Source organism: Sphingomonas abaci, from assembly GCF_014199625.1.
GTDB lineage: Bacteria > Pseudomonadota > Alphaproteobacteria > Sphingomonadales > Sphingomonadaceae > Sphingomonas > Sphingomonas abaci.
The window spans coordinates 273,157-296,534 of sequence record NZ_JACHNY010000003.1 but is presented as its reverse complement, the minus strand read 5'-3'; the positions used below and the strand labels follow the sequence as shown (position 1 = coordinate 296,534).

At 69.0% G+C, this 23,378-nt stretch carries 31 protein-coding genes; 24 read left to right on the top strand and 7 right to left on the bottom strand.

What is annotated here, in order from left to right; all coding sequences use genetic code 11:
• Positions 1-31 precede the first annotated feature (31 nt).
• Genes crcB through GGQ96_RS08940 form a run of 5 tightly spaced genes read left to right on the top strand, consistent with a single transcriptional unit; the run spans position 32 to position 3,056 of the window.
• Positions 32-406, top strand: a complete 375-nt coding sequence (gene crcB / locus GGQ96_RS08960) for a fluoride efflux transporter CrcB (RefSeq protein ID WP_184113781.1) — start codon at positions 32-34, stop codon at positions 404-406.
• Positions 403-1,500 carry an RluA family pseudouridine synthase gene (locus GGQ96_RS08955; protein WP_184113779.1) on the top strand — a complete coding sequence of 366 codons (1,098 nt, stop codon included), beginning with the start codon at positions 403-405 and terminating at the stop codon, positions 1,498-1,500. The genes crcB and GGQ96_RS08955 overlap by 4 nt, the downstream gene beginning before the upstream one ends.
• A 7-nt stretch (positions 1,501-1,507) precedes the next feature.
• Positions 1,508-2,161 carry an HAD-IA family hydrolase gene (locus tag GGQ96_RS08950; RefSeq protein ID WP_184113777.1) on the top strand — a complete coding sequence of 218 codons (654 nt, stop codon included), beginning with the start codon at positions 1,508-1,510 and terminating at the stop codon, positions 2,159-2,161.
• Complete coding sequence (locus GGQ96_RS08945; protein WP_184113775.1) at positions 2,158-2,376, top strand: hypothetical protein; 219 nt, start codon at positions 2,158-2,160, stop codon at positions 2,374-2,376. The genes GGQ96_RS08950 and GGQ96_RS08945 overlap by 4 nt, the downstream gene beginning before the upstream one ends.
• The gene (locus GGQ96_RS08940; RefSeq protein WP_184113773.1) at positions 2,373-3,056 is read left to right on the top strand and encodes an ATP12 family chaperone protein; all 684 of its coding nucleotides are present in this window, start codon (positions 2,373-2,375) and stop codon (positions 3,054-3,056) included. The genes GGQ96_RS08945 and GGQ96_RS08940 overlap by 4 nt, the downstream gene beginning before the upstream one ends.
• A gap of 137 nt (positions 3,057-3,193) precedes the next feature.
• On the opposite strand, the gene GGQ96_RS08935 is transcribed toward GGQ96_RS08940, so the two are convergent.
• Positions 3,194-3,610, bottom strand: coding sequence for a GNAT family N-acetyltransferase (locus tag GGQ96_RS08935; RefSeq protein WP_184113771.1), 417 nt, complete (start codon positions 3,608-3,610; stop codon positions 3,194-3,196).
• Positions 3,607-4,092 carry an SspB family protein gene (locus tag GGQ96_RS08930; protein WP_184113769.1) on the bottom strand — a complete coding sequence of 162 codons (486 nt, stop codon included), beginning with the start codon at positions 4,090-4,092 and terminating at the stop codon, positions 3,607-3,609. Before GGQ96_RS08930 ends, GGQ96_RS08935 begins: the two co-directional genes overlap by 4 nt.
• Before the next feature lie 75 nt (positions 4,093-4,167).
• On the opposite strand from GGQ96_RS08930, the gene hisB reads away from it, so the two are divergent.
• From hisB to GGQ96_RS08880, 10 genes are all read left to right on the top strand, one after another.
• Entirely contained in the window at positions 4,168-4,776 is a 609-nt protein-coding gene (gene hisB / locus GGQ96_RS08925) for an imidazoleglycerol-phosphate dehydratase HisB (protein ID WP_184113767.1), read from the top strand.
• Entirely contained in the window at positions 4,773-5,072 is a 300-nt protein-coding gene (locus tag GGQ96_RS08920) for a YciI family protein (protein WP_184113765.1), read from the top strand. Before hisB ends, GGQ96_RS08920 begins: the two co-directional genes overlap by 4 nt.
• Positions 5,069-5,674 (top strand): imidazole glycerol phosphate synthase subunit HisH, encoded by a 606-nt coding sequence (gene hisH / locus GGQ96_RS08915; RefSeq protein ID WP_184113763.1) that lies wholly within the window; start codon positions 5,069-5,071, stop codon positions 5,672-5,674. Before GGQ96_RS08920 ends, hisH begins: the two co-directional genes overlap by 4 nt.
• 32 nt (positions 5,675-5,706) lie before the next feature.
• Positions 5,707-6,441, top strand: a complete 735-nt coding sequence (gene hisA, locus GGQ96_RS08910; RefSeq protein WP_184113761.1) for a 1-(5-phosphoribosyl)-5-[(5-phosphoribosylamino)methylideneamino]imidazole-4-carboxamide isomerase — start codon at positions 5,707-5,709, stop codon at positions 6,439-6,441.
• Entirely contained in the window at positions 6,438-7,208 is a 771-nt protein-coding gene (hisF, locus tag GGQ96_RS08905) for an imidazole glycerol phosphate synthase subunit HisF (protein ID WP_184113759.1), read from the top strand. The genes hisA and hisF overlap by 4 nt, the downstream gene beginning before the upstream one ends.
• Positions 7,209-7,243: 35 nt before the next feature.
• Positions 7,244-7,618: an STAS/SEC14 domain-containing protein gene (locus GGQ96_RS08900; RefSeq protein WP_184113757.1), complete on the top strand. Its 375-nt coding sequence runs from the start codon at positions 7,244-7,246 to the stop codon at positions 7,616-7,618.
• 50 nt (positions 7,619-7,668) lie between these two features.
• Complete coding sequence (locus GGQ96_RS08895) at positions 7,669-8,037, top strand: STAS/SEC14 domain-containing protein (protein WP_184113755.1); 369 nt, start codon at positions 7,669-7,671, stop codon at positions 8,035-8,037.
• A gap of 70 nt (positions 8,038-8,107) precedes the next feature.
• Complete coding sequence (locus tag GGQ96_RS08890; protein WP_184113747.1) at positions 8,108-8,422, top strand: phosphoribosyl-ATP diphosphatase; 315 nt, start codon at positions 8,108-8,110, stop codon at positions 8,420-8,422.
• A gap of 30 nt (positions 8,423-8,452) precedes the next feature.
• Positions 8,453-8,830, top strand: coding sequence for a histidine triad nucleotide-binding protein (locus GGQ96_RS08885; RefSeq protein ID WP_184113745.1), 378 nt, complete (start codon positions 8,453-8,455; stop codon positions 8,828-8,830).
• Positions 8,831-9,014: 184 nt separating this feature from the next.
• Entirely contained in the window at positions 9,015-10,553 is a 1,539-nt protein-coding gene (locus GGQ96_RS08880) for an amino acid permease (protein WP_184113743.1), read from the top strand.
• Positions 10,554-10,705: 152 nt separating this feature from the next.
• On the opposite strand, the gene GGQ96_RS08875 is transcribed toward GGQ96_RS08880, so the two are convergent.
• Positions 10,706-11,704, bottom strand: coding sequence for an adenosine kinase (locus GGQ96_RS08875; protein ID WP_184113741.1), 999 nt, complete (start codon positions 11,702-11,704; stop codon positions 10,706-10,708).
• A 56-nt stretch (positions 11,705-11,760) separates the two neighbouring features.
• Here GGQ96_RS08875 and GGQ96_RS08870 point away from each other — a divergent pair, with 56 nt between their 5' ends.
• The 4 genes from GGQ96_RS08870 to GGQ96_RS21385 all read left to right on the top strand — a co-directional run bounded on the left by GGQ96_RS08870 (position 11,761) and on the right by GGQ96_RS21385 (position 14,447).
• Positions 11,761-12,474 carry an EI24 domain-containing protein gene (locus GGQ96_RS08870; protein ID WP_246360350.1) on the top strand — a complete coding sequence of 238 codons (714 nt, stop codon included), beginning with the start codon at positions 11,761-11,763 and terminating at the stop codon, positions 12,472-12,474.
• Positions 12,471-12,836, top strand: coding sequence for a hypothetical protein (locus tag GGQ96_RS08865; RefSeq protein ID WP_184113739.1), 366 nt, complete (start codon positions 12,471-12,473; stop codon positions 12,834-12,836). Before GGQ96_RS08870 ends, GGQ96_RS08865 begins: the two co-directional genes overlap by 4 nt.
• Complete coding sequence (locus GGQ96_RS08860; protein ID WP_184113737.1) at positions 12,833-13,162, top strand: SMR family transporter; 330 nt, start codon at positions 12,833-12,835, stop codon at positions 13,160-13,162. Before GGQ96_RS08865 ends, GGQ96_RS08860 begins: the two co-directional genes overlap by 4 nt.
• A 304-nt stretch (positions 13,163-13,466) precedes the next feature.
• A complete protein-coding gene (locus GGQ96_RS21385) occupies positions 13,467-14,447 on the top strand; it encodes a PEPxxWA-CTERM sorting domain-containing protein (protein ID WP_184113735.1) in 981 nt (326 codons plus the stop codon).
• A 55-nt stretch (positions 14,448-14,502) separates the two neighbouring features.
• On the opposite strand, the gene queG is transcribed toward GGQ96_RS21385, so the two are convergent.
• Entirely contained in the window at positions 14,503-15,558 is a 1,056-nt protein-coding gene (gene queG / locus GGQ96_RS08850) for a tRNA epoxyqueuosine(34) reductase QueG (RefSeq protein WP_184113733.1), read from the bottom strand.
• A gap of 38 nt (positions 15,559-15,596) precedes the next feature.
• Between queG and GGQ96_RS08845 the strand changes: the two genes are divergently transcribed.
• From GGQ96_RS08845 to msrB, 3 genes are read left to right on the top strand one after another with little or no spacing between them, the layout of a single operon-like run.
• Entirely contained in the window at positions 15,597-16,535 is a 939-nt protein-coding gene (locus GGQ96_RS08845; protein WP_184113731.1) for an ABC transporter ATP-binding protein, read from the top strand.
• Entirely contained in the window at positions 16,532-17,764 is a 1,233-nt protein-coding gene (locus tag GGQ96_RS08840) for an ABC transporter permease (RefSeq protein WP_184113721.1), read from the top strand. The genes GGQ96_RS08845 and GGQ96_RS08840 overlap by 4 nt, the downstream gene beginning before the upstream one ends.
• A 38-nt stretch (positions 17,765-17,802) precedes the next feature.
• Positions 17,803-18,300: a peptide-methionine (R)-S-oxide reductase MsrB gene (msrB, locus tag GGQ96_RS08835; protein WP_425506693.1), complete on the top strand. Its 498-nt coding sequence runs from the start codon at positions 17,803-17,805 to the stop codon at positions 18,298-18,300.
• An 8-nt stretch (positions 18,301-18,308) separates the two neighbouring features.
• On the opposite strand, the gene GGQ96_RS08830 is transcribed toward msrB, so the two are convergent.
• Positions 18,309-18,854, bottom strand: a complete 546-nt coding sequence (locus GGQ96_RS08830; protein ID WP_184113717.1) for a CHAP domain-containing protein — start codon at positions 18,852-18,854, stop codon at positions 18,309-18,311.
• Between the two features lie 205 nt (positions 18,855-19,059).
• Between GGQ96_RS08830 and GGQ96_RS08825 the strand changes: the two genes are divergently transcribed.
• Positions 19,060-19,845: an SDR family oxidoreductase gene (locus GGQ96_RS08825; RefSeq protein WP_184113715.1), complete on the top strand. Its 786-nt coding sequence runs from the start codon at positions 19,060-19,062 to the stop codon at positions 19,843-19,845.
• 159 nt (positions 19,846-20,004) lie between these two features.
• On the opposite strand, the gene GGQ96_RS08820 is transcribed toward GGQ96_RS08825, so the two are convergent.
• Together GGQ96_RS08820 and GGQ96_RS08815 are read right to left on the bottom strand one after the other, a co-directional pair.
• On the bottom strand, positions 20,005-20,670 hold the full coding sequence (locus GGQ96_RS08820; RefSeq protein ID WP_184113713.1) for a peptidylprolyl isomerase: 666 nt from the start codon (positions 20,668-20,670) through the stop codon (positions 20,005-20,007).
• Position 20,671: 1 nt separating this feature from the next.
• The gene (locus tag GGQ96_RS08815) at positions 20,672-22,930 is read right to left on the bottom strand and encodes an NADP-dependent malic enzyme (protein WP_184113711.1); all 2,259 of its coding nucleotides are present in this window, start codon (positions 22,928-22,930) and stop codon (positions 20,672-20,674) included.
• Between the two features lie 114 nt (positions 22,931-23,044).
• On the opposite strand from GGQ96_RS08815, the gene GGQ96_RS08810 reads away from it, so the two are divergent.
• The gene (locus GGQ96_RS08810) at positions 23,045-23,290 is read left to right on the top strand and encodes a hypothetical protein (RefSeq protein WP_184114250.1); all 246 of its coding nucleotides are present in this window, start codon (positions 23,045-23,047) and stop codon (positions 23,288-23,290) included.
• Positions 23,291-23,378 lie beyond the last annotated feature (88 nt).

Genomic DNA, 23,378 nt, shown 5'->3' with positions numbered 1-23,378 from the left:
GGGCGTCGCGCGCTGGTCTAGGGAGCGGAGAATGCCTCCCCTCGTCCTCGTCATGCTCGGCGGCGCGATCGGCTCTGGCGCGCGGTATTGGACCGGGCGTTGGATGCTGGCGCGTCTGGGCCCCGATTTCCCTTATGGTACGCTGACGGTCAATCTGGTCGGCGGCTTCGCCATGGGCGTGCTCGCCGGACTGCTCGCCCGCATGGGCGGCAACGAGCCGTGGCGGCTGCTGCTCGGCGTCGGCGTGCTCGGCGGCTACACCACCTTCTCTTCCTTCTCGCTCGACGTCGTGACGCTGGCGGAACGCGGTCAGATGCTGACGGCTTTGGGCTATGTCCTGCTGTCGGTCATCGGCGCGATCCTCGCCCTCTTCGCCGGGCTGCTTGTCACCAGGAGCTTCGCATGAGCGAGGTACGTCAGTTCACCGTCGGCTATGATGACGACGGCATCCGCCTCGATCGCTGGTTCAAGCGGCACCTGCCCGAGACCAGCTTCACCACGGTCGCCAAATGGGCGCGCACCGGCCAGCTCCGCATCGACGGCGCGCGCGCCACGCCCGGTGACCGCATCGCCGCCGGCCAGCAGCTCCGCGTGCCGCCGGAGGAGCCGGTCGCGCCCGCCGACAAGGCCGCCCGCACGCCGCGCCCGCGTGCCCCCCTGTCCGACGATCAGCGCGCCTTCATCCGCGAGATGGTGATCCACCGCGATCCGCAGGCCTTCGTCCTCAACAAGCCGCCCGGCCTCGCCACGCAGGGCGGCACCAAGACGACCGAGCATGTCGACCATCTTCTCGACGGGCTGGTCGATGACGAAGAGGGCCGGCCCAAGCTGGTCCACCGGCTCGACAAGGACACCAGCGGCGCGCTGCTGGTCGCGCGCACCAGCCGCGCCGCCGCCTTCTTCGCCAAGGCGTTTTCCTCGCGCACCGCGCGCAAGGTCTATTGGGCACTGGTGGTCGACGTGCCGTCGATCGACGATGGCATCATCGACCTGCCGATCGGCAAGCAGCCGGGCACCGGCGGCGAGAAGATGCAGGTGGACGAGGAAAATGGTTCCCCCGCGCGCACCCGCTACCGCGTGATCGAGCGCGCCGGCAATCGCTGCGCCTGGGTGGAACTGCAACCCTTTACCGGCCGCACCCATCAGCTGCGCGTCCATATGGCGGCGATCGGCCATCCGATCGTCGGCGACGGCAAATATGGCGGCCCCGCCGCCTTCCTGACCGGTGGCATCTCGCGCAAGATGCACCTCCACGCCCGCCGCCTGCGCGTCGACCATCCGGACGGCGTGCGGATCGACGAGACCGCATCGCTGCCGACCCATTTCGCCGAGAGCATGGCGAGCCTGGGCTTCGAGGAAGAGGTCGGCGACCGGCTTGAGCTGGAGGAGGACAAGGGGCCGCCGCCCAGGTCGGTGCTGAAGCAGCGCGCCAAGGCCCATGCCAAGTCGGTCCGCAAGGAACGGCGCGGCGAGCGGCGCGGTCGCGGCGCGCGCGACTGAACCGCCGATGCCGCGTCTCGCCGTGTTCGACTGCGACGGCACCCTGGTCGACAGCCAGGCCAATATCGGCCGGGCGATGACCCGGGCCTTCCAGGCCTGCGACCAGGCACCGCCGCCCATCGCCGCGATCCGCCGGGTCGTCGGGCTCAGCCTGGTCGAATCGATGCAGGTCCTACTGCCCGATGCTCCGGATGCGCTGCACCGCGAACTGGCCGCCACCTACAAGGCGATGTTCCACCAGTTGCGCAGCGAGAACGCGCTAGACCCCGAACCTCTGTTCGAGGGGATCCTGGAGACGCTCGACCATCTGCGCGACCATGGCTGGCGGCTTGGCGTCGCCACCGGCAAGTCCGATCGGGGATTGTCCCTGCTGCTCGCGCATCACGGTCTGACCGACCGGTTCGTGACGCTCCAGACCGCCGACCGCCATCCGTCCAAGCCCGATCCCTCGATGCTCCACGCCGCGATGGCGGAGGCGGGCGCGACGCCGGCGGAGACGGTGATGATCGGCGACACCAGCTTCGACATGACGATGGCGCGCGCGGCGAGCGTCCGCGCGATCGGCGTAGCCTGGGGCTATCACAGCCCGGCCGAACTGGCGGCGGCGCGGGCCGAGGTGATCGCCGACCATGCGTCGGACCTGCCGGCGCTGCTGGCATGAGCGTGCCGGTATCGGTGGCGCGACGACGCTGGCTGCTGCTCCAGGCGGTGCGGATCGCCGGCGTGGCGGGGGCGATCCTGGGCGTGATGCTGGTCGCCCGCGCGCCGGACATCCTGAGCAAGGTCATCGGCATCGCGCTTACCTTGTCGGCGATCGTCGTGACCGCGATCGTGCCGGCCGGACTGGCACATCGCTGGCGGAGTGACCGATCATGAAGCGTTTCTGGAAAGCGGTATCGGTTGCGGACGGCGAGGTGTCGCTCGACGGGCGGCCGGTGCGCACCCCCGGCCGGCTCGCGCTGCGCCTGCCGACGGCCGCGCTGGCCGAGGCGGTGGCGGGGGAATGGCGGTCGGTCGGCGAACGGGTCGATCCGCGCACCATGCCGCTGACCGGTCTGGCCAATGCGGCGATCGACCGGATCGCCCCGACACCCGAACGCTATGCCGAGTCGCTGGCCCGCTACGGCGAGAGCGACCTGCTCTGCTACCGCGCCGATGCGCCGCCAGAACTGGTCGCGCGACAGGCCGCCGCCTGGGATCCGCCGCTGACCTGGGCGATGCGGCGCTACGACGTGCATTTCGCGGTCGCGACCGGCATCATCCATGTCGCGCAACCGCCTGCGACTCTCGCCCGGCTGCACGAGGCGGTCGCAGCGCTCGACGCCTGGACGATCACCGGCCTGACGCCGCTGGTGACGGTGACCGGATCGCTGGTGCTGGGGCTGGCGCTGGCAGAGGGCGCGATGGACGCCGACTCGGTCTGGCATGCGGCGCGGATCGACGACGACTGGCAGGTGGAACGCTGGGGCGAGGACGAACTCGCGACCCGCACGACGCAGGCGCACCGCGCGGAATTCGATGCGGCCGTGCGGTTCCTGGCGGCGCTGCATCGCTAAATTCGCCCGTCTTGTATTTCTGCGAAGACCGGGGCCCAGTTGGGAGACGATGGTGATGAAGCGCAGCGCTCCGTTACAACAGCCTTCCCAACTGGCCCCGGCCTTCGCCGGGGAACCGGTTGCTGGAAGACCGCTCCTCAATCCAGCCGCTTGGACAGGAAATACCGCGCCTCGCCCGGCGGATAGTCGGCGATCGCGCCGAACACGCCGTATCCCAGCTTCTCGTAGAACCCCCGCGCCTGGAAACTGAACGTATCGAGCCACATGCCCGTGCAGCCCAGACGCCGCGCTTCGGCCTCGGCCGCCAGCATCAGCGCGCGCCCCTGGCCCTGCCCGCGCGCCGCCTGGGGCACGACCAGATATTGGACGAACAGCCAGCCATAGCCGGCAGCGCCCCAGAGTCCGCCGATCACCGCCCCGGCATCGTCGCGCAGCACGATCGCAACCGGATGCCGCTCGCCGGGCGGGACCCGCGAATCATTATAGGCGACCAGCGCCGCCAGGATCGCCTCCCGCTCGGCATTGCCGGGCGCCGCGACGATCTCGGGCGTCATTTCTTGCGCTTGAAATCCACCGCGACGACGTTGGAGCCGTCCTCGACCGGGGTGGCGATCGGGCCGTCATTCTCCGCCGCGTCATGCGCGTCGGTCATTTCCTCCAGCGACTCGGTCGCCTGGAAGCGCAGCTCGAAATTGACCGCCGGGTCGTGGAAGCCGGTGATCGCCGAATAGGGGATGACCAGCTTGGACGGCACCTGGTTGAAGCTGAGCCCGACCGAGAAACGCTGGTCGTCGACGGTCAGGTCCCAGAAGCGGTTCTGCATCACGATCGTCATCTCGTCCGGGAACCGGTCGATCAGGCGTTTCGGGATGTCGACGCCCGGCGCCTGGGTCTTGAAGGTGATGTAGAAATGATGCTCGCCCGGCAGGCCGCCGGACTGGGCCACCGATCCCAGCACGCGGCCGACCACGGCCCGCAGGGCTTCCTGCACGATCTCGTCATACGGGATCAGGCTGTCGGGCAAAGTATCGCTCATGTCCTCGGGGTTAGGCCTGTCCTGCCCCGAGCGTCAAGCTTGCATGGCGCGTCGCTGGCGTTAGGGACCGGTTTCATGCGCAGCGCCACGATCACCCGCGACACCAGCGAGACCCGGATCGCCGTCACCGTCCATCTCGACGGCACCGGCGTGTACGACGTGAAGACCGGAGTCGGCTTCTTCGACCATATGCTCGAACAGCTGTCCCGCCACTCGCTGATCGACCTGCATGTCCGCACCGAGGGCGACCTGCACATCGACGAGCATCACACGGTCGAGGATACCGGCATCGCGATCGGCATGGCGGTGGCCAAGGCGCTGGGCGACAAGCGCGGCATCCGCCGCTACGGCGACGCGCTGTCGCCGATGGACGAGACGCTGACCCGCGTCGCGCTCGACATCTCCGGCCGTCCCTGGCTGGTCTGGAAGGACGGCTTCACCCAGCCGCGGCTGGGCGGCATGGACACCGAGATGTTCCAGCACTGGTTCCACAGCTTCGCCCAGGCGGCCGGCATCACGCTGCACGTCGAGACGCTGTACGGCAGCAACAACCACCATATCGCCGAGGCCGCGTTCAAGGGGCTGGCGCGGGCGCTGCGCACCGCGATCGAAATCGATCCGCGCAAGGCCGACGCCATCCCCTCGACCAAGGGCACGCTAGGCGGAGAGGAGCACGCGTCATGATCGTCATCACCCTCACCTATGTCGTGCCGATCGAGCGGATCGACGAACTGCGCAGCCCGCATCTCGACTGGCTGAGCGAGGGCGCGGCCTCGGGCCGGCTGCTGGTCGCGGGGCGGCAGGTGCCGCCGGCCGGCGGGCCGGTCCATGGCGGCATGATCATCGCGCGCGGCACCCGCGACGAGGTCAAGGCCTGGGCCGCCACCGATCCCTTCGCCATCCATGGCGCGGCCGAGTACAGCTTCGTCGAGGTCGCCCCGTCGGTGATGGCGCCGGGGCTCGAAGCGCTCGACGCATGACGCTGGCGCTGATCGATTACGGCGCGGGCAACCTCCACTCGGTCGCCAATGCGCTGAAGGCGGCGGGCTGCACCGACCTGGCGGTCACCGCCGATCCGGAGGTGGTCGCGCGCGCCGATCGGATCGTGCTGCCCGGCGTCGGCGCGTTCGGGTCCTGCGCGGCGGCGCTGCGCGGCGTCGACGGCATGATCGAGGCGATGGAGCAGCGCGTGCGGCGCGAGGCCGCGCCTTTCCTGGGCGTGTGCGTGGGCATGCAGTTGCTGGCGGACACGGGCGAGGAGCTGGGCACGCATCGCGGCCTGGGCTGGATCGCCGGCACCGTCCGCCGGCTGGAGCCGAGCGACAGCGCCGCCAAGGTGCCGCATATGGGCTGGAACGACGTGATGCCGGTCGCCGAGCATGCGCTGGTCCGGCCGGGCGAGGCCTATTTCCTGCACAGCTATGCCTTCGACGGCGCGGATGTGATCGCCACCACCGACCATGACGGCCCGGTCACCGCCGCGATCGGCCGCGACACCATATTGGGCGTGCAGTTCCATCCCGAGAAGAGCCAGCACTACGGCCTCGCCTTCCTTCGCCGCTTCCTTGACTGGCGGCCCTGACCATCACGCCTTCCCGGGCAGGAGTATCCCCTTTGAGCCTGATCGTCTTCCCCGCCATCGACCTGAAGAATGGCCAGGTCGTCCGCCTTGCCGAGGGCGACATGGACCGCGCCACCATCTATGGCGACGATCCCGCCGCGCAGGCGACGCTGTTCGCCCAGGCCGGCGCGCAGCATCTTCACGTCGTCGACCTGGACGGCGCCTTTGCCGGCCAGTCGGTGAACGGCGAGGCGGTGCGCGCGATCGTCGAGCGCTTCCCCGGCCATGTCCAGCTCGGCGGCGGCATCCGCACCCGTCAGAGCGTCGAGCGCTGGTTCGACCTGGGCGTCGCCCGCGTCGTCATCGGCACCGCCGCGCTGGACGACCCCGACTTCGTGCGCGGCGTCGCGGGTGACTTTCCGGGCGGCATCGTCGTGGCGGTCGACGCGCGCGACGGGTTGGTCGCCACCAAGGGCTGGGCCGATGTCTCGACGGTGAGCGCCACTGACCTTGCCCGCCGGTTCGAGGATGCCGGCGTCGCCGCGCTGCTGTTCACCGATGTCGGTCGCGACGGCCTGCTGAAGGGCTGCAATGTCGAGGCGACGGTCGACCTCGCCCGCGCCGTCTCCATCCCCGTCATCGCCAGCGGCGGCGTCGCCGGCATCGCCGACATCCATGTCCTGGCGCTCCATGCCCGCGACGGGATCGAGGGCGTGATCACCGGCCGCGCGCTCTATGATGGGCGCCTCGACCTCGCCGCCGCGCTCAGCGTCGCGGCCGCCGCATGACCGTCCGCGCGCGCGTCATCCCCTGCCTCGACGTCGCCGCCGGCCGCGTCGTCAAGGGCGTGAACTTCGTCGAGCTGCGCGATGCCGGCGATCCGGTGGAGCAGGCGCGCGCCTATGACGCGGCAGGGGCGGACGAACTCTGCTTCCTCGACATCACCGCCAGCCATGAGGATCGGGGCACCATCCTGGACGTGGTGCGGCGCACGGCGGCGGTCTGCTTCATGCCGCTGACCGTCGGCGGCGGCGTCCGCACCGCCGATGACGCGCGCGCGCTGCTGCTGGCGGGCGCGGACAAGGTTGCGGTCAACAGCGCCGCCGTCGCCCGGCCACAGGTGGTCGCCGAAATCGCCGAGCGGTTCGGCAGCCAGTGCTGCGTCGCCAGCGTCGATGCGCGCCGGACGGAGCGCGGCTGGGAGGTCTTCACCCATGGCGGCCGCCGCGCGACCGGGATCGATGCGATCGATCATGCCCTGCGTCTTGCCGATTTGGGCGCGGGCGAGCTGCTGGTCACGTCGATGGACCGCGACGGCACCCGATCCGGCTACGATCTCGAGCTGATCCGCACCGTCGCCGACCGCACCGGCGTGCCGGTCGTCGCCTCGGGCGGGGTCGGCGGCCTGTCCGACCTGGTCGACGGCATCGTCACCGGCCACGCCTCGGCCGTGCTGGCCGCCTCCATCTTCCATTTCGGCGAGGCGAGCGTCGCCGACGCGCACGCGGCCCTGGCCGCCGCCGGCGTGCCGGTGCGAAAACCCATCCTAGATTAGCTATTTGGCAAGTCCGCGATTATAGTCTGTCTGCCATGTACAGCATCGTCTTCCGCCCGGAGTTGAACCTGCTCGATATCGCCTGGACCGGACTGATGACCGAGACGATGGCGCGCGCCTATGTCGAGGAGGGACAGGCGCGCTTCCGACGATCGGGGTTCCGGGCCGGCTATCGATTTCGACTGGACCTGTCCCAGGTCCATGTCCCGCCGCCCGCCTCGGTCGAGCTGATCCTGGCCGGGCTGAGCGACGTCCCACGCGCCGGCCGGATCGCGGTGGTCACCACCAGCACGATCACCCGGTTGCAGATTCGCCGGATGTTGCCGCGGCCCTACGTCGTCGTCTTTGACACGGCGGAGGGCGCGCTGGCCTGGCTGGTCGGCAGCCCGAGCGCGGAGATCGCGGCCTGAGCTGCGCCGTTTAGCGATATCGCAACCTCTGCCGTCCATCCTCCACCACCATGTACAAGGTCGATTTCCGTCACGAACTGAATCTGCTGGACGTGGCCTGGACCGGGCTGATGACCGAGGCGGTGGCGCATGCCTATGTCGAGGAGGTGACCGGCCGCTTCGTGCGCGAAGGGTTCCGCAGCGGCTATCGCCTGCGGATGGATTTTTCCCGCGTCGCCGTGCAGCCGCAGGAGGCGGTGCTCGCCATCAACAGCCGATTCCGCGGCTTTCCGCGCGCCAGCCGGATCGCGATCGTGACCAACAGCAGCATCGCGCGATTGCAGGTGCGCAGGCTGATGCCGCAACCCTATCTGGCGATCTTCGACACCGCCGAGACGGCGCTGGCCTGGCTGATCCAGGGGACGGCGGCCGCGGCCTGATCCGGTCGAACCGGCGCGACCCCGTCAAAGAGGATTGACCGCGCCGCCGGCCTCGGCCACGCGGCGGACCATGGATGCGTTCGACCGTCTCGAAGCCACGATCCGCGCCCGGCGCGGCGAGGATGCCGCCACCTCCTATACCGCCAGCCTGTTCGCGCGCGGTCGCGGCAAGATCGCGCAGAAGCTGGGCGAGGAAGCGGTGGAGACCGTGATCGCCGCGATGGGCGACGACGCCCGCGCCATCGTGCCAGAGGCGGCCGACCTCCTCTTCCATCTCTGCGTGCTGCTGGCCGACGCCGGTCTCTCGCTGGACGATGTCCGTGCCGAACTGGCTCGACGCGAGGGCGTGTCCGGCCATGCCGAAAAGGCCGCCCGACCCCGCTGAGCCCCTTCCCTCGATCCGGAGACCCGGCCCATGCCGATCGACGCCACCCTGCCCTATGACGACGGCAACATCTTCGCGCGCATCCTGCGCGGCGAGATCCCGTCGCGGCGCGTGTACGAGGACGAATGGGCGGTGGCCTTTCACGACATCGCGCCCCAGGCGCCGGTGCATATCCTGGTGATCCCGCGCGGACGCTATGTCTCCTGGGACGATTTCAGCGCGCAGGCCTCGGCGGAGGAGATTGCCGGCTTTGTCCGGGCGGTCGGCACCGTGGCGCGCGAACAGGGGCTGGTCGCGCCCGGATACCGATTGCTCGGCAATGTCGGCCCGGACGCCGGGCAGGAAGTCCCGCACCTGCACGTGCACCTGTTCGGCGGCGCGGCGCTCGGGCGTATGATCGCGAACTAACCCGTTGCGAAGCCTCGCTGAATTTTGAGGCACCCGAGTTCGGTCGCGCGGCTTGGCGCGGATCGGCGGGCTTGGCCGCACTAAAGGATTGCGCGTCCCGTATTTACGATTAGGCTCTCTCCCTTAACCTAGACGACATGGCGGCCCGGTCGGGGACCGCCGTCCCTTGGGGGGATCTGAATCCATGATTTTCGGACGCGTTAAGTCCTTGGACGCCATTTTGGCGACCGCCGAGAAGCGAGGACTGCATCGATCGCTGGGCGCGTTCCAGCTCACCATGCTGGGCGTAGGCGCGGTGATCGGCACGGGCATCTTCGTGCTGACGTCGGAGGCCGCGCAAAAGGCCGGACCCGGCATGATGCTGTCCTTCTGCATCGCCGGCTTCGTCTGCGCGGTCGCGGCGCTTTGCTATTCCGAGCTCGCCTCGATGGTGCCGGTCGCTGGTTCCGCCTATACCTATACCTATGCGGTGATGGGCGAACTGCTCGCCTGGATGGTCGGCTGGGCGCTGATCCTCGAATATGCGGTCGGCGCCAGCGCGGTCGCGGTCGGCTGGTCCGGCTATGTCGTCGGGCAGATCCGCAGCCTGCTGCACATCGACATACCGATGGAATGGGTCAACGGTCCCTCCTCGGGCGGCTATATCAACCTGCCGGCGGTGGTCATCTCGCTGCTCGTCACCTGGCTGCTGGTGATCGGCACCACGGAGAGCGCGCGCGTCAACGCGGTGCTGGTAGCGATCAAGGTGGCGGCGCTGTCCCTGTTCATCGCGCTGTCGGTGCCGGTGATGAACGGCGCGAACTTCCACCCCTTCATGCCGACCGGTCTGGGCGGCGTCGCCGGCGCCGCGGCGTCGATCTTCTTCGCCTATGTCGGCTTCGACGCGGTGTCGACCGCCGCCGAGGAGACCAAGAACCCGCAGCGCAACGTGCCGATCGGCCTGATCGCGTCGCTGGTCTTCTGCACCATCTTCTACCTCTTGGTGTCGGCCGGCGCCATCGGCTCGCCGCTGGGGGCGCAGCCCGTTCGCGACGCGGCCGGCGCGGTGCTGTCGCCGGGCACGCCCGAACTCGCCGACCGCTGCCGCGCGATCGTCGCCAGCGGCGCGCTGGAGCCGCTGTCCTGCTCGCGCGAGGCGCTGGCCCATGTGCTGCGCGTGATCGGCTGGGAGAAGATCGGCAACCTGATCGGCCTGGCGGCGACGCTGGCGCTGCCCTCGGTCGTGCTGATGATGATGTTCGGCCAGACCCGCGTCTTCTTCACCATGGCGCGCGACGGCCTGCTGCCCGAGAAGCTGGCTTCGGTGCATCCGAAGTACCGGACCCCGCACGTCGTCACCATCGTCACCGGCTGCGCCGCGACGCTGGCCGCCGCCTTCCTGCCGGTCGGCAAGCTGGCGGACTATTCCAACTCGGGCACGCTGTTCGCCTTCTTCATGGTCGCCTTGTCGGTGATGGTGCTGCGCAAGGCCGATCCCGGCCGCCGCCGGCCCTTCCGCACGCCCGCCGTGTGGATCGTCGCGCCGCTGGCGATGGCGGGCTGCGCCTATCTCTACTTCTCGCTGCCGCTGGTGGCGATCCTGGTCCTGCCGGGCTGGGGGGCGGTCGGGCTGCTGATCTATTTCGGCTATAGCCGCCACCGCAGCCATGTCGGCCGCGGGATCGAGGACAATGTCGCCGATCCCTCGCTCCAGCCGGAAACGGCGAAGCCGCTCGAGCCGTAAGGCCCGGGACGAACGGTACGAAAAGGGCCGCGGGAGGATGCTCCCGCGGCCCTTTTGCTGTGCGGTCTTACGGGTTCGTCTCTCCTCCTACCGTTTCCCGGCGAAGGCCAGGGAACCGGAGGAGAGCGCGGCGTCTAGGCCGCAATATCCCCTCAGCCCAGCGTCCGCGCCGCCAGCGCCTTCAGGTCGACCTGCGGCCGCGCGCCGAAATGGCCGATGATCTCGGCCGCGCACAGCGCGCCCAGCGTCAGCGACGCTTCCAGGTCGCGGCCCTGCGCCTGCGCATGGAGGAAGCCCGCAGCGAACAGGTCGCCGGCCCCGGTCGTGTCGACCACCTGCGTCACCGGCGCGGCCGGCACCGTGGTGCGCGTGCCGCCACGGACCGCGCAGGCGCCCTTTTCGGCCAGCGTCACCACCACCGTCTCGACCTTGTCCTGCACGGCCGCGATCGCCGCATCGACGTCGCTCGTCTCGGTCAGCGCCATGATCTCCGCCTCGTTGGCGAACAGCACGTCGATCATCCCGCCATCGATCAGCGCGTGGAAGTCGGCGCGGTGCCGATCGATCACGAACTCGGCCGAGGCGGTGAAGGCGATCTTGCGGCCAGCTTCGCGCGCGACCGCGATCGCGGCGCGCATCGCGGCGCGCGGCTCTTCCGGATCCCAGAGATAGCCCTCGATGTACAGATAGGCCGCGTCGGCGATCAGCGACCGGTCGAGCGCGTCGGCCGGCAGATAGTGCGACGCGCCCAGGAAGGTGTTCATCGTCCGCTGCCCGTCGGGGCTGACGAAGATCATGCAGCGGCCGGTGGTCGGCTGGCCGGCCCGCACCGGCGTGTCGTAGCGGACGCCCGCCGCGCGGATGTCGTGCGCGAACACCGCGCCGAGCTGATCGTCGGCGACCTGGCCGATGAACGCCGTCCGCCCCCCGAGCGCGGCGATGCCGGCCAGCGTGTTCGCCGCCGATCCGCCCGACACTTCGCGGCCCGGGCCCATCTTGGCATAGAGGGCATCGGCCTCCTCGGGCGAGAAGACGAGCTGCATCGCGCCCTTGGTCATGCCCTGTTCGGCGATGAAGGCGTCATCGGCCTGGGCGAGGATGTCGACGATGGCATTGCCGATCGCGACCACGTCATAGTGCGGCTGGGTCAAGCGGAAGCTCCGAGAATTGAATGTCGTCGCCCTAGAGAGCCGGGGCGGCGCACGCAATGTTGACGCATCGGCGGGGCCACGGCATCGCATCGGCGATGTTCGGCGCGCTTCTCCTGTCGATCGGCCAGCTGGGCGACCCGCCGGTGCTGCGGGTCTTCGTCCGGTCGATGGCGGTGACGCTGGCGATCTTCGCCATTGCCGGCCTGGGCGTATGGTGGGGCATGCAGGCGTTGCTGGCCAATTGGATCGGCTGGGGCGCGAGCGGCCTGGCCGCCGCCTTCGCGATCTTCGTCACGGCGCTGGCGCTGTGGCTGTTGTTCCGCGCGGTCGCGATGGCGGTGCTGGGCCTGTTCGCCGACGGGGTGGTCGCGGCGGTCGAGGCGCGCCACTATCCCGCCGCGCTGGCCACCGCCCATCCCCTGTCCTTCGCCGCCGGCCTGGCGCTGGGCGCGCGCGCCGCGGCGCGGGTGGTGGCCGTCAACATCGCCATGCTGCCCGTCTATATCGTGCTGCTCGCCACCGGGATCGGCACCGCCGCCGCCTTCTTCCTGGTCAATGCCTGGCTGCTCGGCCGCGACCTGGGCGACATGGTCGCGAGCCGCCATCTGCGCGGCGATGCGCTGGCGGCCTGGCGACGGCGGACGCGGGGCGAGCGCTTCCTGCTTGGCCTGGGCGGCACCATGCTGTTCGTCGTGCCGATCGTCGCGCTGGCCGCACCGATCCTGGGCGCGGCAATGGCCACGCACCTCTATCACCGGAAATCCGCATGAAGCGTCTGCCGCCGCTGCTCCTGTCGCTCGCCCTCGCCGCCTGCGCCGCCCCCGCGACCAAGGGGCCGGCCGTCTCGCAGCCGGTCGCCATCCCCTATACCAGCGTCGGGCTGGAGCGGGTGGTCGGCGCCGATGCCGCCAGCCTGACCAAGCTGTTCGGCCAGCCCGATGCCGACGTCCGCGAGGGCGCGGCTCGCAAGCTGCAATATAGCAGCGGCATCTGCGTGCTCGACGCCTATCTCTATCCCAAAGATGGCGGCGAGCCCCGGGTCACCTATGTCGACGCGCGCGAGCCCGATGGCAGCGCGATCGACCGCGCCAGCTGCGTCGCCGCGCTGGTCCGTCGCGACGGCGGGCGGTGAGCTACCTCTACCTCGCGCTGGCGATCCTGTCGGAAGTGGTCGCCACCTCCTTCCTCAAGGCTTCTGACGGGTTCACCCGGACGGGACCGACCCTAATCATGGCGGCGGGGTACGGCGCGGCCTTTTACTGCCTGTCGCTGGCGCTGCGCGATATCCCGACCGGGATCGCCTATGCGATCTGGTCGGGCGTGGGGATTGTGCTGATCACCGTCCTCGCCTGGACGCTCCGGGGCGAGAGACTCGATGCGGCGGCCCTGATCGGCATGGCGCTGATCGTAGCGGGCGTGGTGGTGATGAACCTGTTCTCCGGATCGGCGCGCCACTAGGGTGCCGGATCAGCGCCTGCGTTCAAGCCGGCCGCCGCCCACGCCCTGCAAGACCGAGCAGGCTATCTCCAGCACGGCAACAATCCCATCCGTAATGAATGATATTGTCTTGGCAGAGCCAAGTCCTTGCAACGCATTCAAACTCTGCCACCTGCCCCTTCATTAGGTATTTTCCCTGAAGAGCCAACACTCTCCAGTTTAGTTAACGTCTGATTAACCAATGGGCCAAGGCAAATCGCCAGCGGCGCGCGTTTTCAGCATGGGGGGAAATATCATGAAGCAGTCACGGTTTTGTATCGCGAGCTTGCTGGCACTTACGTCACTCGTCGCGCCGGCATCTGCCAATGCAAGCCTGACCTTGTTCCAGCAGTTCAATGGCAGCTATGGCCTGTCGACCGACGGCGGCGGTTCACTGTCGAGCAGCTATAGTCTCCAGGCCTTTGTTCCGAAGGGCGCAACCATTGCCGGCGCCTATTTGTACCAGGCCAACTACTTCTTCGGCAACAATTGGGCGAACCAGCCGGTCACCTTCAACAATCAACAGATCGTGTTCGGAGCGCCCGCAGTCAACGCCACCGGCAACGGCGCCTTGTCAATGACCTCGGCCCGGGCGGACGTCACCTCGATCGTTGCCGGGATCGTCGATGGCGGTGCCGGCGGAACCTACAACTTCGCCGTGACCGAAGGCAATTCGGGGATGACCGACGGCACCGCACTGGTCGTAGTGTACAAGGATGCGGCTTTGGCGGAGCAGACCGTCGCCTTGTTCGATGGCTATTCGGCCGTGGGTGGCGACGCCTTGTCGATGACGTTCGACAAGCCGCTCAACTCGACCAGCCCTGATTTCGTCGCCGACCTGCGACTGGGCATCAACTTCAGCACCGGCGGCCAGTCCTCGAACGTCTATGTGAACGGCCGGACGATTTCGAGCAACGCCGGCAACAACGACGATGGCAGCCCCTACAATGGCGCGCTGATCACGGTCGGCGGCAATGACGATCCGTATTCGCCCAACAATCCCAGCTATGCCGACGATCATGAACGCTACAATATCGCCCCCTATATCACGCCGGGCGATTCGACGATCCGCGTGACGACCAACAACCCGTCGCGCGACGACAACATCTTCCTGGCGACGTTGGTCGTCAGCGGCAACGGCACCGCGACGGCCGTGTCGGCCGTTCCGGAGCCGAGCAGCTGGGCGCTGATGATGATCGGCCTGGGTGCCGTCGGCACATCGCTGCGACGCCGTGGCCGTCATTCGGTGGCCCGCCTGACCGCCTGAGCGTCGCCAGCCTGGAGCCCGAGGAGCGCGCCGCCCCGGCGGCCGGCTCCTCGGCCTAGGACGCCGCGTCACCTCCCGCCAGCCGCGCCAGGGCCCAGCCCGCCGCGTCGCGCACCACCGGATCGGGATCGTCCAGCAGAGGACGCAGCGCGCCTGCGAGTTCGGGCCGGCCGCTATTCCCCGCCGCGATCGCGGCGTTGCGGACCATGCGGTCGCGGCCGATGCGCTTGATCGGCGATCCCGCGAAGACCTGGCGGAAGCCGGCATCGTCCAGCGCCAGCAGGTCGGCGAGTTCGGGCGCGGCCAGCTCGGCGCGGGCGGCGAAGGCCAGGTTCGCCCGCGCCGCCGCCGCGAACTTGTTCCAGGGGCAGACCGCCAGGCAATCGTCGCAGCCATAGATGCGGTTGCCGATGCCGGTCCGGAATTCCACCGGAATCGGCCCGGCATGTTCGATCGTGAGATAGGAGATGCAGCGCCGCGCATCGATCTGGTACGGCGCGGGGAAGGCGTCGGTCGGGCAGGCGCGCAGGCAGGCGTCGCACGATCCGCAGCCGCCCCGCCCCGCGCCGTCGGGCTCAAGGTCGAGCGTGGTGTAGATCGCCCCCAGGAACAGCCAGCTTCCCGCCTGCCGATTCACCAGATTGGTATGCTTGCCCTGCCAGCCCAGCCCGGCGGCCTCGGCCAGCGGCTTCTCCATCACCGGCGCGGTATCGACGAAGACCTTGAGATCGCACCCGGCTTCGCGCGCCAGCCAGCGACCGAGCGCCTTCAGCGCCTTCTTCACCACGTCGTGATAATCGGCCCCTTGCGCATAGACCGAGATGCGGCCGCGATCCCGTTCGTCCGCGAGCGCCAGCGGATCACCGGCGGGGGCATAGCTCATGCCGAGCGACAGGACGCTGCGCACCTCCGGCCACAGCGCGGCGGGGCCGACGCGGTGGTGGGCGCGCTCCTCCATCCAGATCATGTCGCCGTGCCGCCCCTCGGCCAGCCACTGGCGCAACCGGACGCCCGCCAGCGGCGCGGCGTCGGCGGGCGCGATACCGCAGGCAGCGAAGCCGAGTTCCGCCGCCATCGCCTTGATCCGGTCTTCGAGCTTGTCTCCGGCCATGACCGCCCGCTACCACGCTGGACGGCAGGGGATAAGTCATGACGGCAACATGGGCGGTGACCGCCGAGGGTCTGGTGAAGCGGTTCGGCGAGCGCCCGGTGGTCGGCGGCGTCGATCTGCGCGTGCCGAGCGGCGCGATCTATGGCGTGCTGGGACCGAACGGCGCGGGCAAGACGACGACGCTCAGAATGTTGCTCGGCATCATTGAACCCGATGCCGGGCATCGCACGCTGCTGGGCGAGGCGGTCCCGCGCGAGGCGAGCGACCGGGTCGGCTATCTGCCCGAGGAGCGCGGCCTCTATCCGACGATGAAGGCGCGGGAAGCGGTCGCATTTCTGGGCGCGCTGCGTGGTCTCCCCTTGAGCGAGGGCCGCCGCCGCGCCACCGACCTGCTCGACCGTGTCGGCCTGGGCCATGCGGTGGACGAGAAAATCCGCAAATTGTCCAAGGGCATGGCCCAGCTCGTCCAGTTGCTCGGCGCGATCGTCCATCAGCCCGAGCTGATCGTGCTCGACGAACCCTTTTCCGGCCTGGACCCGGTCAACCAGGAAAAGCTGGAGGCGCTGATCGTCGGCGAGCGGGATCGCGGCGCGACCATCCTCTTCTCCACCCATGTCATGGCCCATGCCGAGCGGCTGTGCGACCGGTTGGCGATCATCGCCGGGGGCAAGCGCCGGTTCGAGGGGACGGTCGACGAGGCGCGCGCGACCCTGCCCAGCCGCGTCCATTACCTGCCGCGCCATCCGGCTCCCGGGATCGCCGCGCTGCTGCCCGCCGATGCGGTGCCGGAGGGCGATGGCGGCTGGCGCTTCACCCTGCCGGACGCAGGGGTCGAGCCGGTGCTGCTGCCGCTGATCGCCGCCGGCCACGGCATCGCGGGCCTCACCATCGAGCGTCCCAGCCTGCACGAGGCGTTCGTGCGGATCGTCGGCGACCATGCCGGCCATGACCGCAGCGCCGGGGAGAACCGCGCATGAGCCGCCTGCCCCGTTCGCTGCGCCAGATGCTGACGATCGCCCGGCGCGACTTCGTCGCCACGGTATTCACGCCCATCTTCCTCCTCTTCCTGTTCGCGCCCGCGCTGATGGGCTCGCTGAGCGCGCTTGGCGGCATGAGCGCGGCGGCGATGGACGACAGCACCGCCGACAAGAGCCGGATCGTCGCGATCGTCGCCCCCGCCACCGCTGATATGATGCGGCGCGAGGATGTGCGGCTGCGCGCGCTCTATCGCCGTGACGACACGCCGTCCGACCTGCTGATCCAGTCGCCCGGCCGCGATCCCGCCGCGCAGGCGCGCGCGCTGATGGCGGATCGCACGCGCGACGTCGACGCCGTGCTCTACGGCCCGCTCGACCGGCCGCAGCTGCTGCTCGCCCCGCGCAACCGGCGCACCGGTGACTATATGGACGCGCTGGCGCAGGCGACGCTGGCGGCCGAGCGGCTCGGCGGCGACCTGCCCCGCGTCGCCGCGACGCGCACCGTGGTCGAGCGGCGAACGACCTCGATCACCGGCCAGCACCAGGCCGGCTTCTTCGCGGTGTTCGGCATTTTCTTCCTGACGCTCTTCCTCGCCAGCCAGGTGGTCGGCACCATGGCCGAGGAGCGCAACAACAAGGTGATCGAGGTGCTGGCCGCCGCCGTGCCGCTGGAGGCGGTGTTCGGCGGCAAGCTGATCGGCATGTTCGGGGTGGCGCTGCTGTTCGTCGGCTTCTGGGGGACGATCGTGACGCAGGTCGCGAGCCTGTTGCCGCCCGCCGCCGCCGGCGCGATCGGCGACATCGCGCCCGCGATCGGCGGACCGGCCTTCGCGCTGCTGTTCGCCGCCTATTTCTCCATGGCCTATCTGCTGCTTGGCTCGGTCTTCCTGGGCCTGGGCGCGCAGGCCTCGACCCCGCGCGAGATCCAGATGCTGTCGCTGCCGATCACGCTGATCCAGGTCGGCATGTTCGTCCTCGCCTCCGCCGCCGCGCGCCGGCCGGATAGCTGGATCGCGACGGTGGCGGAGATTTTCCCGTTGTCGTCCCCCTTCGCCATGGCGGGCCGCGCGGCGAACGCGCCGCAGGTCTGGCCGCACCTGCTGGCCCTGCCTTGGCAGATGCTGTGGGTGGTGCTGTTCGTCACGGTCGGCGCCCGGCTGTTCCGGCGCGGCGTGCTGCAATCGGGCAGCGCCACGCCCTTCTGGCGGCGGGCCCGCAAGGTCGGCTAGACCCCTCTCGAAAGCGGTTGAACCCATCTTATATCAGGATGATGGAACACTCATCCGATCGTCGCGGCTTTCTGGGTCTCGCGGGCCTGGCCAGTGCCGCGCTGGCGCTGATCGGCTGTCGCGGCAGCCGGGCGGAGGCCGCGCCCACCTATCCCGTTCAGCATAGCGACGCCGAATGGCGCCAGCGGCTCGATCCCGCCGCCTATGACGTGCTGCGGCATGAGGGGACCGAGCGTCCCTATTCCAGCCCGCTCAACGCCGAGCATCGCGACGGGCGTTTCCTGTGCAAGGGTTGTGCGCAACCGCTGTTCAGTTCGCGCACGAAGTTCGACAGCGGCACCGGCTGGCCCAGCTTCTGGGCGTCATTGCCGGGCAGCGTCGGCACCACGACCGACCGGTCAATGCTGATGCGGCGAACGGAGGTGCATTGCGATCGCTGTGGTGGCCATCTGGGCCATGTCTTCGACGACGGGCCGAAGCCGACCGGCAAACGCTATTGCATGAACGGCGCGGCGATGACCTTCCGCCCCGCCTGAACGATCGATCAGCGGGTCGGGGCGGCGAAGGTCAGGATGCCCGACGCGCGGTCGAAGCCATGGGCATATTCCACCGGGGCGACCGGATCGGCGGCTTCGGGTGCGTGGCCGGCATAGATGAAGCCCTTGACCGGGTAGCTGGAGGTGCCCAGGTCGTGCTGCGGCCCGTACCAGACCTTCACCTCGCTCCAGTCGCCCGCCGCCGAGACGTCGACCGCGCGGACGTCGGTCTCGATCCCGCCGCGGCGCGACCAGTTGGCATGGGTCAGCAGCACCTCGCGGTCGCTCACGACCTTGGACACCATCGCGACGTGGCCGACGCGCATCCGGCGGGTCGCCTCGAACGCCAGCACCGCACCGACCTGCGGAGCGTGGCCGCGCGCATAACGACCCTCGGCCTGCGACCACCAGGTATTGGCGTTGCCATGGATGTCGATACCCGAAATCTCGCGGGCATAGGGCGCGCACTGCCAGAACTGGGCCGCCGCCGGGGCAGCCATCATCAGGCCGCACGAAACCACCAGCGCGAAACGCGCTGCCAACGCCTTGATCATCTTCGGGAACCCCCCGGCTCTCAATCGGTGTGAGGGTCGGCTACGGGCCCCTTCGGAAAAAGGAAAGGGACGCGGGAACCATATCCGACGAAGCGTGTTACCGCACCGTCCAACGCCCTGTCAGGTCAGGACGCCTACCCTATTTCCCCAGCTATCCAGCGCCTCGGCAAGCTTCTACCCTGTCCGAAACGATAGGAGAGCGCCGATGGATTGCAGCAGCCTGTTCCGCCTGGATGGCCGCGTCGCCCTGGTCACGGGCGGCAGCCGGGGCATCGGCCGGATGATCGCCGAGGGGTTCCTGGCGCAAGGAGCCAGGGTCTATATCGCCGCGCGCAAGGCGGCGGCCTGCGCAGCGACGGCCGAGGAACTGGGGCCGGACTGCATCCCCCTGCCCGTCGATGTCGCGACCGTGGAGGGCTGCCGCGCGCTCGCGGCCGCCTTGGCGGAGCGCGAGGAGCGGCTCGACATATTGGTCAACAATGCCGGCGCCGCCTGGGGCGTGGCGTTCGAGGACTTCCCCGAACAGGGCTGGGACAAGGTGATGGACCTGAACGTCAAGTCGCCTTTCTTCCTGACCCAGGCGCTGCATCCGCTGCTGAAGGCGGCGGGCGTGGCGCGGCCCGCCAAGGTCATCAACATCACCTCGATCGATGGGCAGCGGCTCAACCCGTGGGAGACCTATAGCTATCACGCGTCCAAGGCGGCGCTGATCTACCTGACCAAGCGGATGGCGGCGCGGCTGATCCGTGACCGGATCGTCGTCACCTCGATCGCGCCGGGCGCCTTCGCCAGCGAGATGAACCGCGCGGCCCGCGACCATGGCGATGCGGTGGCGCAGGCGATCCCGGCGGGGCGGATCGGCGCGCCGGAGGACATGGCGGCGGCGGCCATCTACCTGGCGTCGCGCGCCGGGGACTATGTGGTGGGCGAGACGATCACCGTCGATGGCGGGCTGGTCCATGCCGCGCTGGGAACCAGCATCGACGGGTGAGACGCCGCTTGCCGCACCCCCTTCTGTTTCCCGGCGAAGGCCGGGGCCTATTTGCGGAGACGCTTTGCGGGAAGGTTTACGCTCCGCTACTCCGATCTTTCGAACTGGGCCCCGGCATTCGCCGGGGAACAGGTCGGAAAATGGTGGAGCCGACCGCCTCTATCGCCGCCCCTGCATCAGCAGCCACACTTTCGGCTGCCCGGTCGGCTTGGGCTTGCCGTCGAGCCGCACGGCGCGGATCAGCGTCACCGGCTTGAGGATCATCTGCCCCTTGAACGCATCGAACCCGCCGCCCGACGGCAGGGCCAGGATGCGGCGGGCCACGTCCATCCCCGCCACCGCATGGCCGAAGGCGGCATAGCCAGGGAAGTCCGGCCGCCAATCCATTTGCGGCGCGGGGCCGATGGTGATGACGAAATTGCCCCCAGCCGAGGCGGGGCTCGCCGCCCGCGCCATTGAAACGGTGGCGTCGAGATGACGGATGCCGGTCATCTTCGTCGTCTCCAGCGGGAAGGGCGGCAGGATGCGGCGCGCGTCCTGCCGGATGCCCGCCTGGATGAAGCCGGTCTTCGGATCGGCCTTGCTCCGCGCGGCGCGGTAGAAGCTGGTCCCGTCGAACCGCCCGTCATCGACATAGGCCATGAAGTTCTCGACCGTCTTCGGCGCGCGGCGGGCGTCGAGCGCGAGCAGGATCGGCCCCGCGCTCGTCTCCAGCCGCACCCGGACGATCCCCGGCCGGGGGCCGGTCGGGTCCGCCGGCCGTGCGCCGCCGGCGGAAGTGGCGATCAAGCACGCGATCGCCACCGGGTACAAGGATTTCAGCATCTCAGCGCGCGACTCCTCCCGCCGCCAGCACCGCCAGCGTCACCAACTCCCCGGCGGTGGAGGCCATGGGCGCGATCTGCACCGGCTTCTCCAGGCCGATCAGCATTGGTCCGATCATCGTGTCGCCGCCCAGCTCGCGCAGCAGCTTGGCGGAGATATTGGCCGATTGCAGGCCCGGCATGATCAGGACGTTGGCGGGGCCGGACAGGCGCGCGAACGGATAGTTGGCCAGCTGGCGCGGGTTGAGCGCGGCATCCGGGGCCATCTCGCCCTCATATTCGAAACCGACCTGCCGACCGTCGAGCACGCCCACCGCGGCGCGGATGTTATCGAGGTAATGGCCCTCCGGATTGCCGAAGGTCGAATAGCTCAGGAAGGCGACGCGCGGCTCGTGGCCCATGCGGCGCGCGACCTGCGCGGTCTGCTCGGCGATGTCGGCCAGCTCCTCGGCGCTCGGCCGCTCGTTCACCGTGGTGTCGGCGATGAAGACGGTGTGACTCTGTCCGACCAGGATGTGGATGCCAAAGGGGGTGCGGCCCGGCTCCGGATCGATCACCCGCTTCACCTCGCGCATCGTATGCGCCCAGGTGCGGGTGATGCCGGTGATCATCGCATCCGCCTCGCCGAGCTGGAGCATGACCGACGCGAAGATGTTGCGATCCTGGTTGATCATCCGCTCCACGTCGCGGTGCAGGAAGCCGCGGCGTTGCAGGCGCTTGTACAGGAAGTCGACCATCTTGGGCACCAGCGGTGAATGCCGGCTGTTGTGGACCTCATATTCCTCCGGCTTGGTCACGCCCAGCGCGCGGAGGCGGTCGTGCACGTCGTCGCGGCCGACCAGAACCGGGGTGCCGTAGCCGCCCTCCTTGAACGAGATGGCGGCGCGCAGCACCACCTCCTCCTCGCCCTCGGCGAACAGCACCCGCTTGGGATGCGCGCGCGCACCCTCATAGGCGAGCGTGAGAAGCGAGGTGGTCGGGTTCAACCGCTCGCGCAGCGCCTGGCGGTAACGGTCCATGTCGAGGATCGGCCGGCTGGCGACGCCGGAGTCCATCGCCGCCTTGGCGACCGCCGAGGGCACCAGCTCCATCAGCCGCGGGTCGAACGGCGCGGGGATGATATATTCGGGGCCGAAGCTGTGGCGGACGCCGTACGCGATCGCGACCTCCTCGGGCACCCGCTCGCGCGCCAGTTCGGCGATGGCGTTGGCGGCGGCGATCTTCATCGCGTCGTTGATCGCGCTCGCCCGCACGTCCAGCGCGCCGCGGAAGATGAAGGGGAAGCACAGCACGTTGTTGACCTGGTTCGGATAGTCCGACCGGCCGGTGGCGATGATCGCGTCGGGCCGCGCCGCCTTGGCCAGTTCGGGGCGGATCTCCGGCTCCGGATTGGCCATCGCGAAGATGATCGGCGACGGAGCCATGTCCTTGACCATTTCCGGCTTCAGCGCGCCCGCCGCCGAGAGGCCGATGAACACGTCGGCGCCGACCAGCGCCTCGGTCAGGGTGCGCGCCTCCGTGCGCGCGGCGTGCGCGGACTGCCACTGGTTCACGTCGTCGCGGCCCTGATAGATCACGCCGGTGCGGTCGCACATCAGGACATTGTCGTGGCGAACGCCCATCGCCTTCATCAGCTCGGTGCAGGCGATCGCCGCCGCGCCCGCGCCGTTCACCACCACCTTGATGTCCTCGATGCGGCGGTTGGTCAGCAGGCAGGCGTTGATCAGGCCGGCGGTGCAGATGATCGCGGTGCCGTGCTGATCGTCATGGAAGACCGGGATGTTCATCCGCTCGCGCAGCGTCTGCTCGATGATGAAGCATTCCGGGGCCTTGATATCCTCCAGGTTGATGCCGCCGAAACTCGGCTCCATCAACTCGACCGCGTCGATGATCCGGTCGACATCCTCGGTCTTCAGCTCGATATCGATCGAATCGACATCGGCGAAGCGCTTGAACAGCACCGCCTTGCCCTCCATCACCGGCTTGGAGGCGAGCGCGCCCAGATTGCCCATGCCCAGGATCGCGGTGCCATTGGAGATGACGGCGACCAGATTGCCCTTGGCGGTATAGTCATAGGCGGTGGCGGGATCGTCGGCGATCGCCTGCACCGGCACCGCGACACCGGGCGAATAGGCCAGCGCCAGATCGCGCTGCGTCGCCATCGGCTTGGTGGCGACGATCTCCAGCTTGCCGGGGCGGCCCTCGGAATGGAACAGCAGCGCCTCGCGTTCCGAAAATTGCACGTTGACGACGTCGGACATGGCATCTGGCTCCCGCGTATTTTGCAGCGGCTTTGGCGGTTTCGCGGACGGCTTTCAACCCGTCACGCAGGATCGGATGCCATGGTTTACCCTACGACATCCACCGACAGGGCGATGTCCGCCGGCCGGGCCGCTCGCCGGGTCGGTGGACAGGACGGGCGCACGTTCATATTCGTTTTCGCCATGGTCATGATCGGATGCCTCGCGCTCGTCATCTTCCCCATCCTCGGCCTGGCGGCCGGTGGCCTGCTGGATGGTCCGGGCGGCGCGCGGCTGGGCGCGGGCATCGGCTTCCTGCTCGCCCTCGCGCTGGCCGGTGTCGGCTCGCTCGCGCTGTGGAAGGCGCGCAGCCGGCCCTGAGCCATCAGGTGCAAGGAAGACGAAGGGGAGAGATGGTGCCGGAGACAATCCTCGGCTAGGCCAGCGATCTCCCCGCTTCATCCCCCTG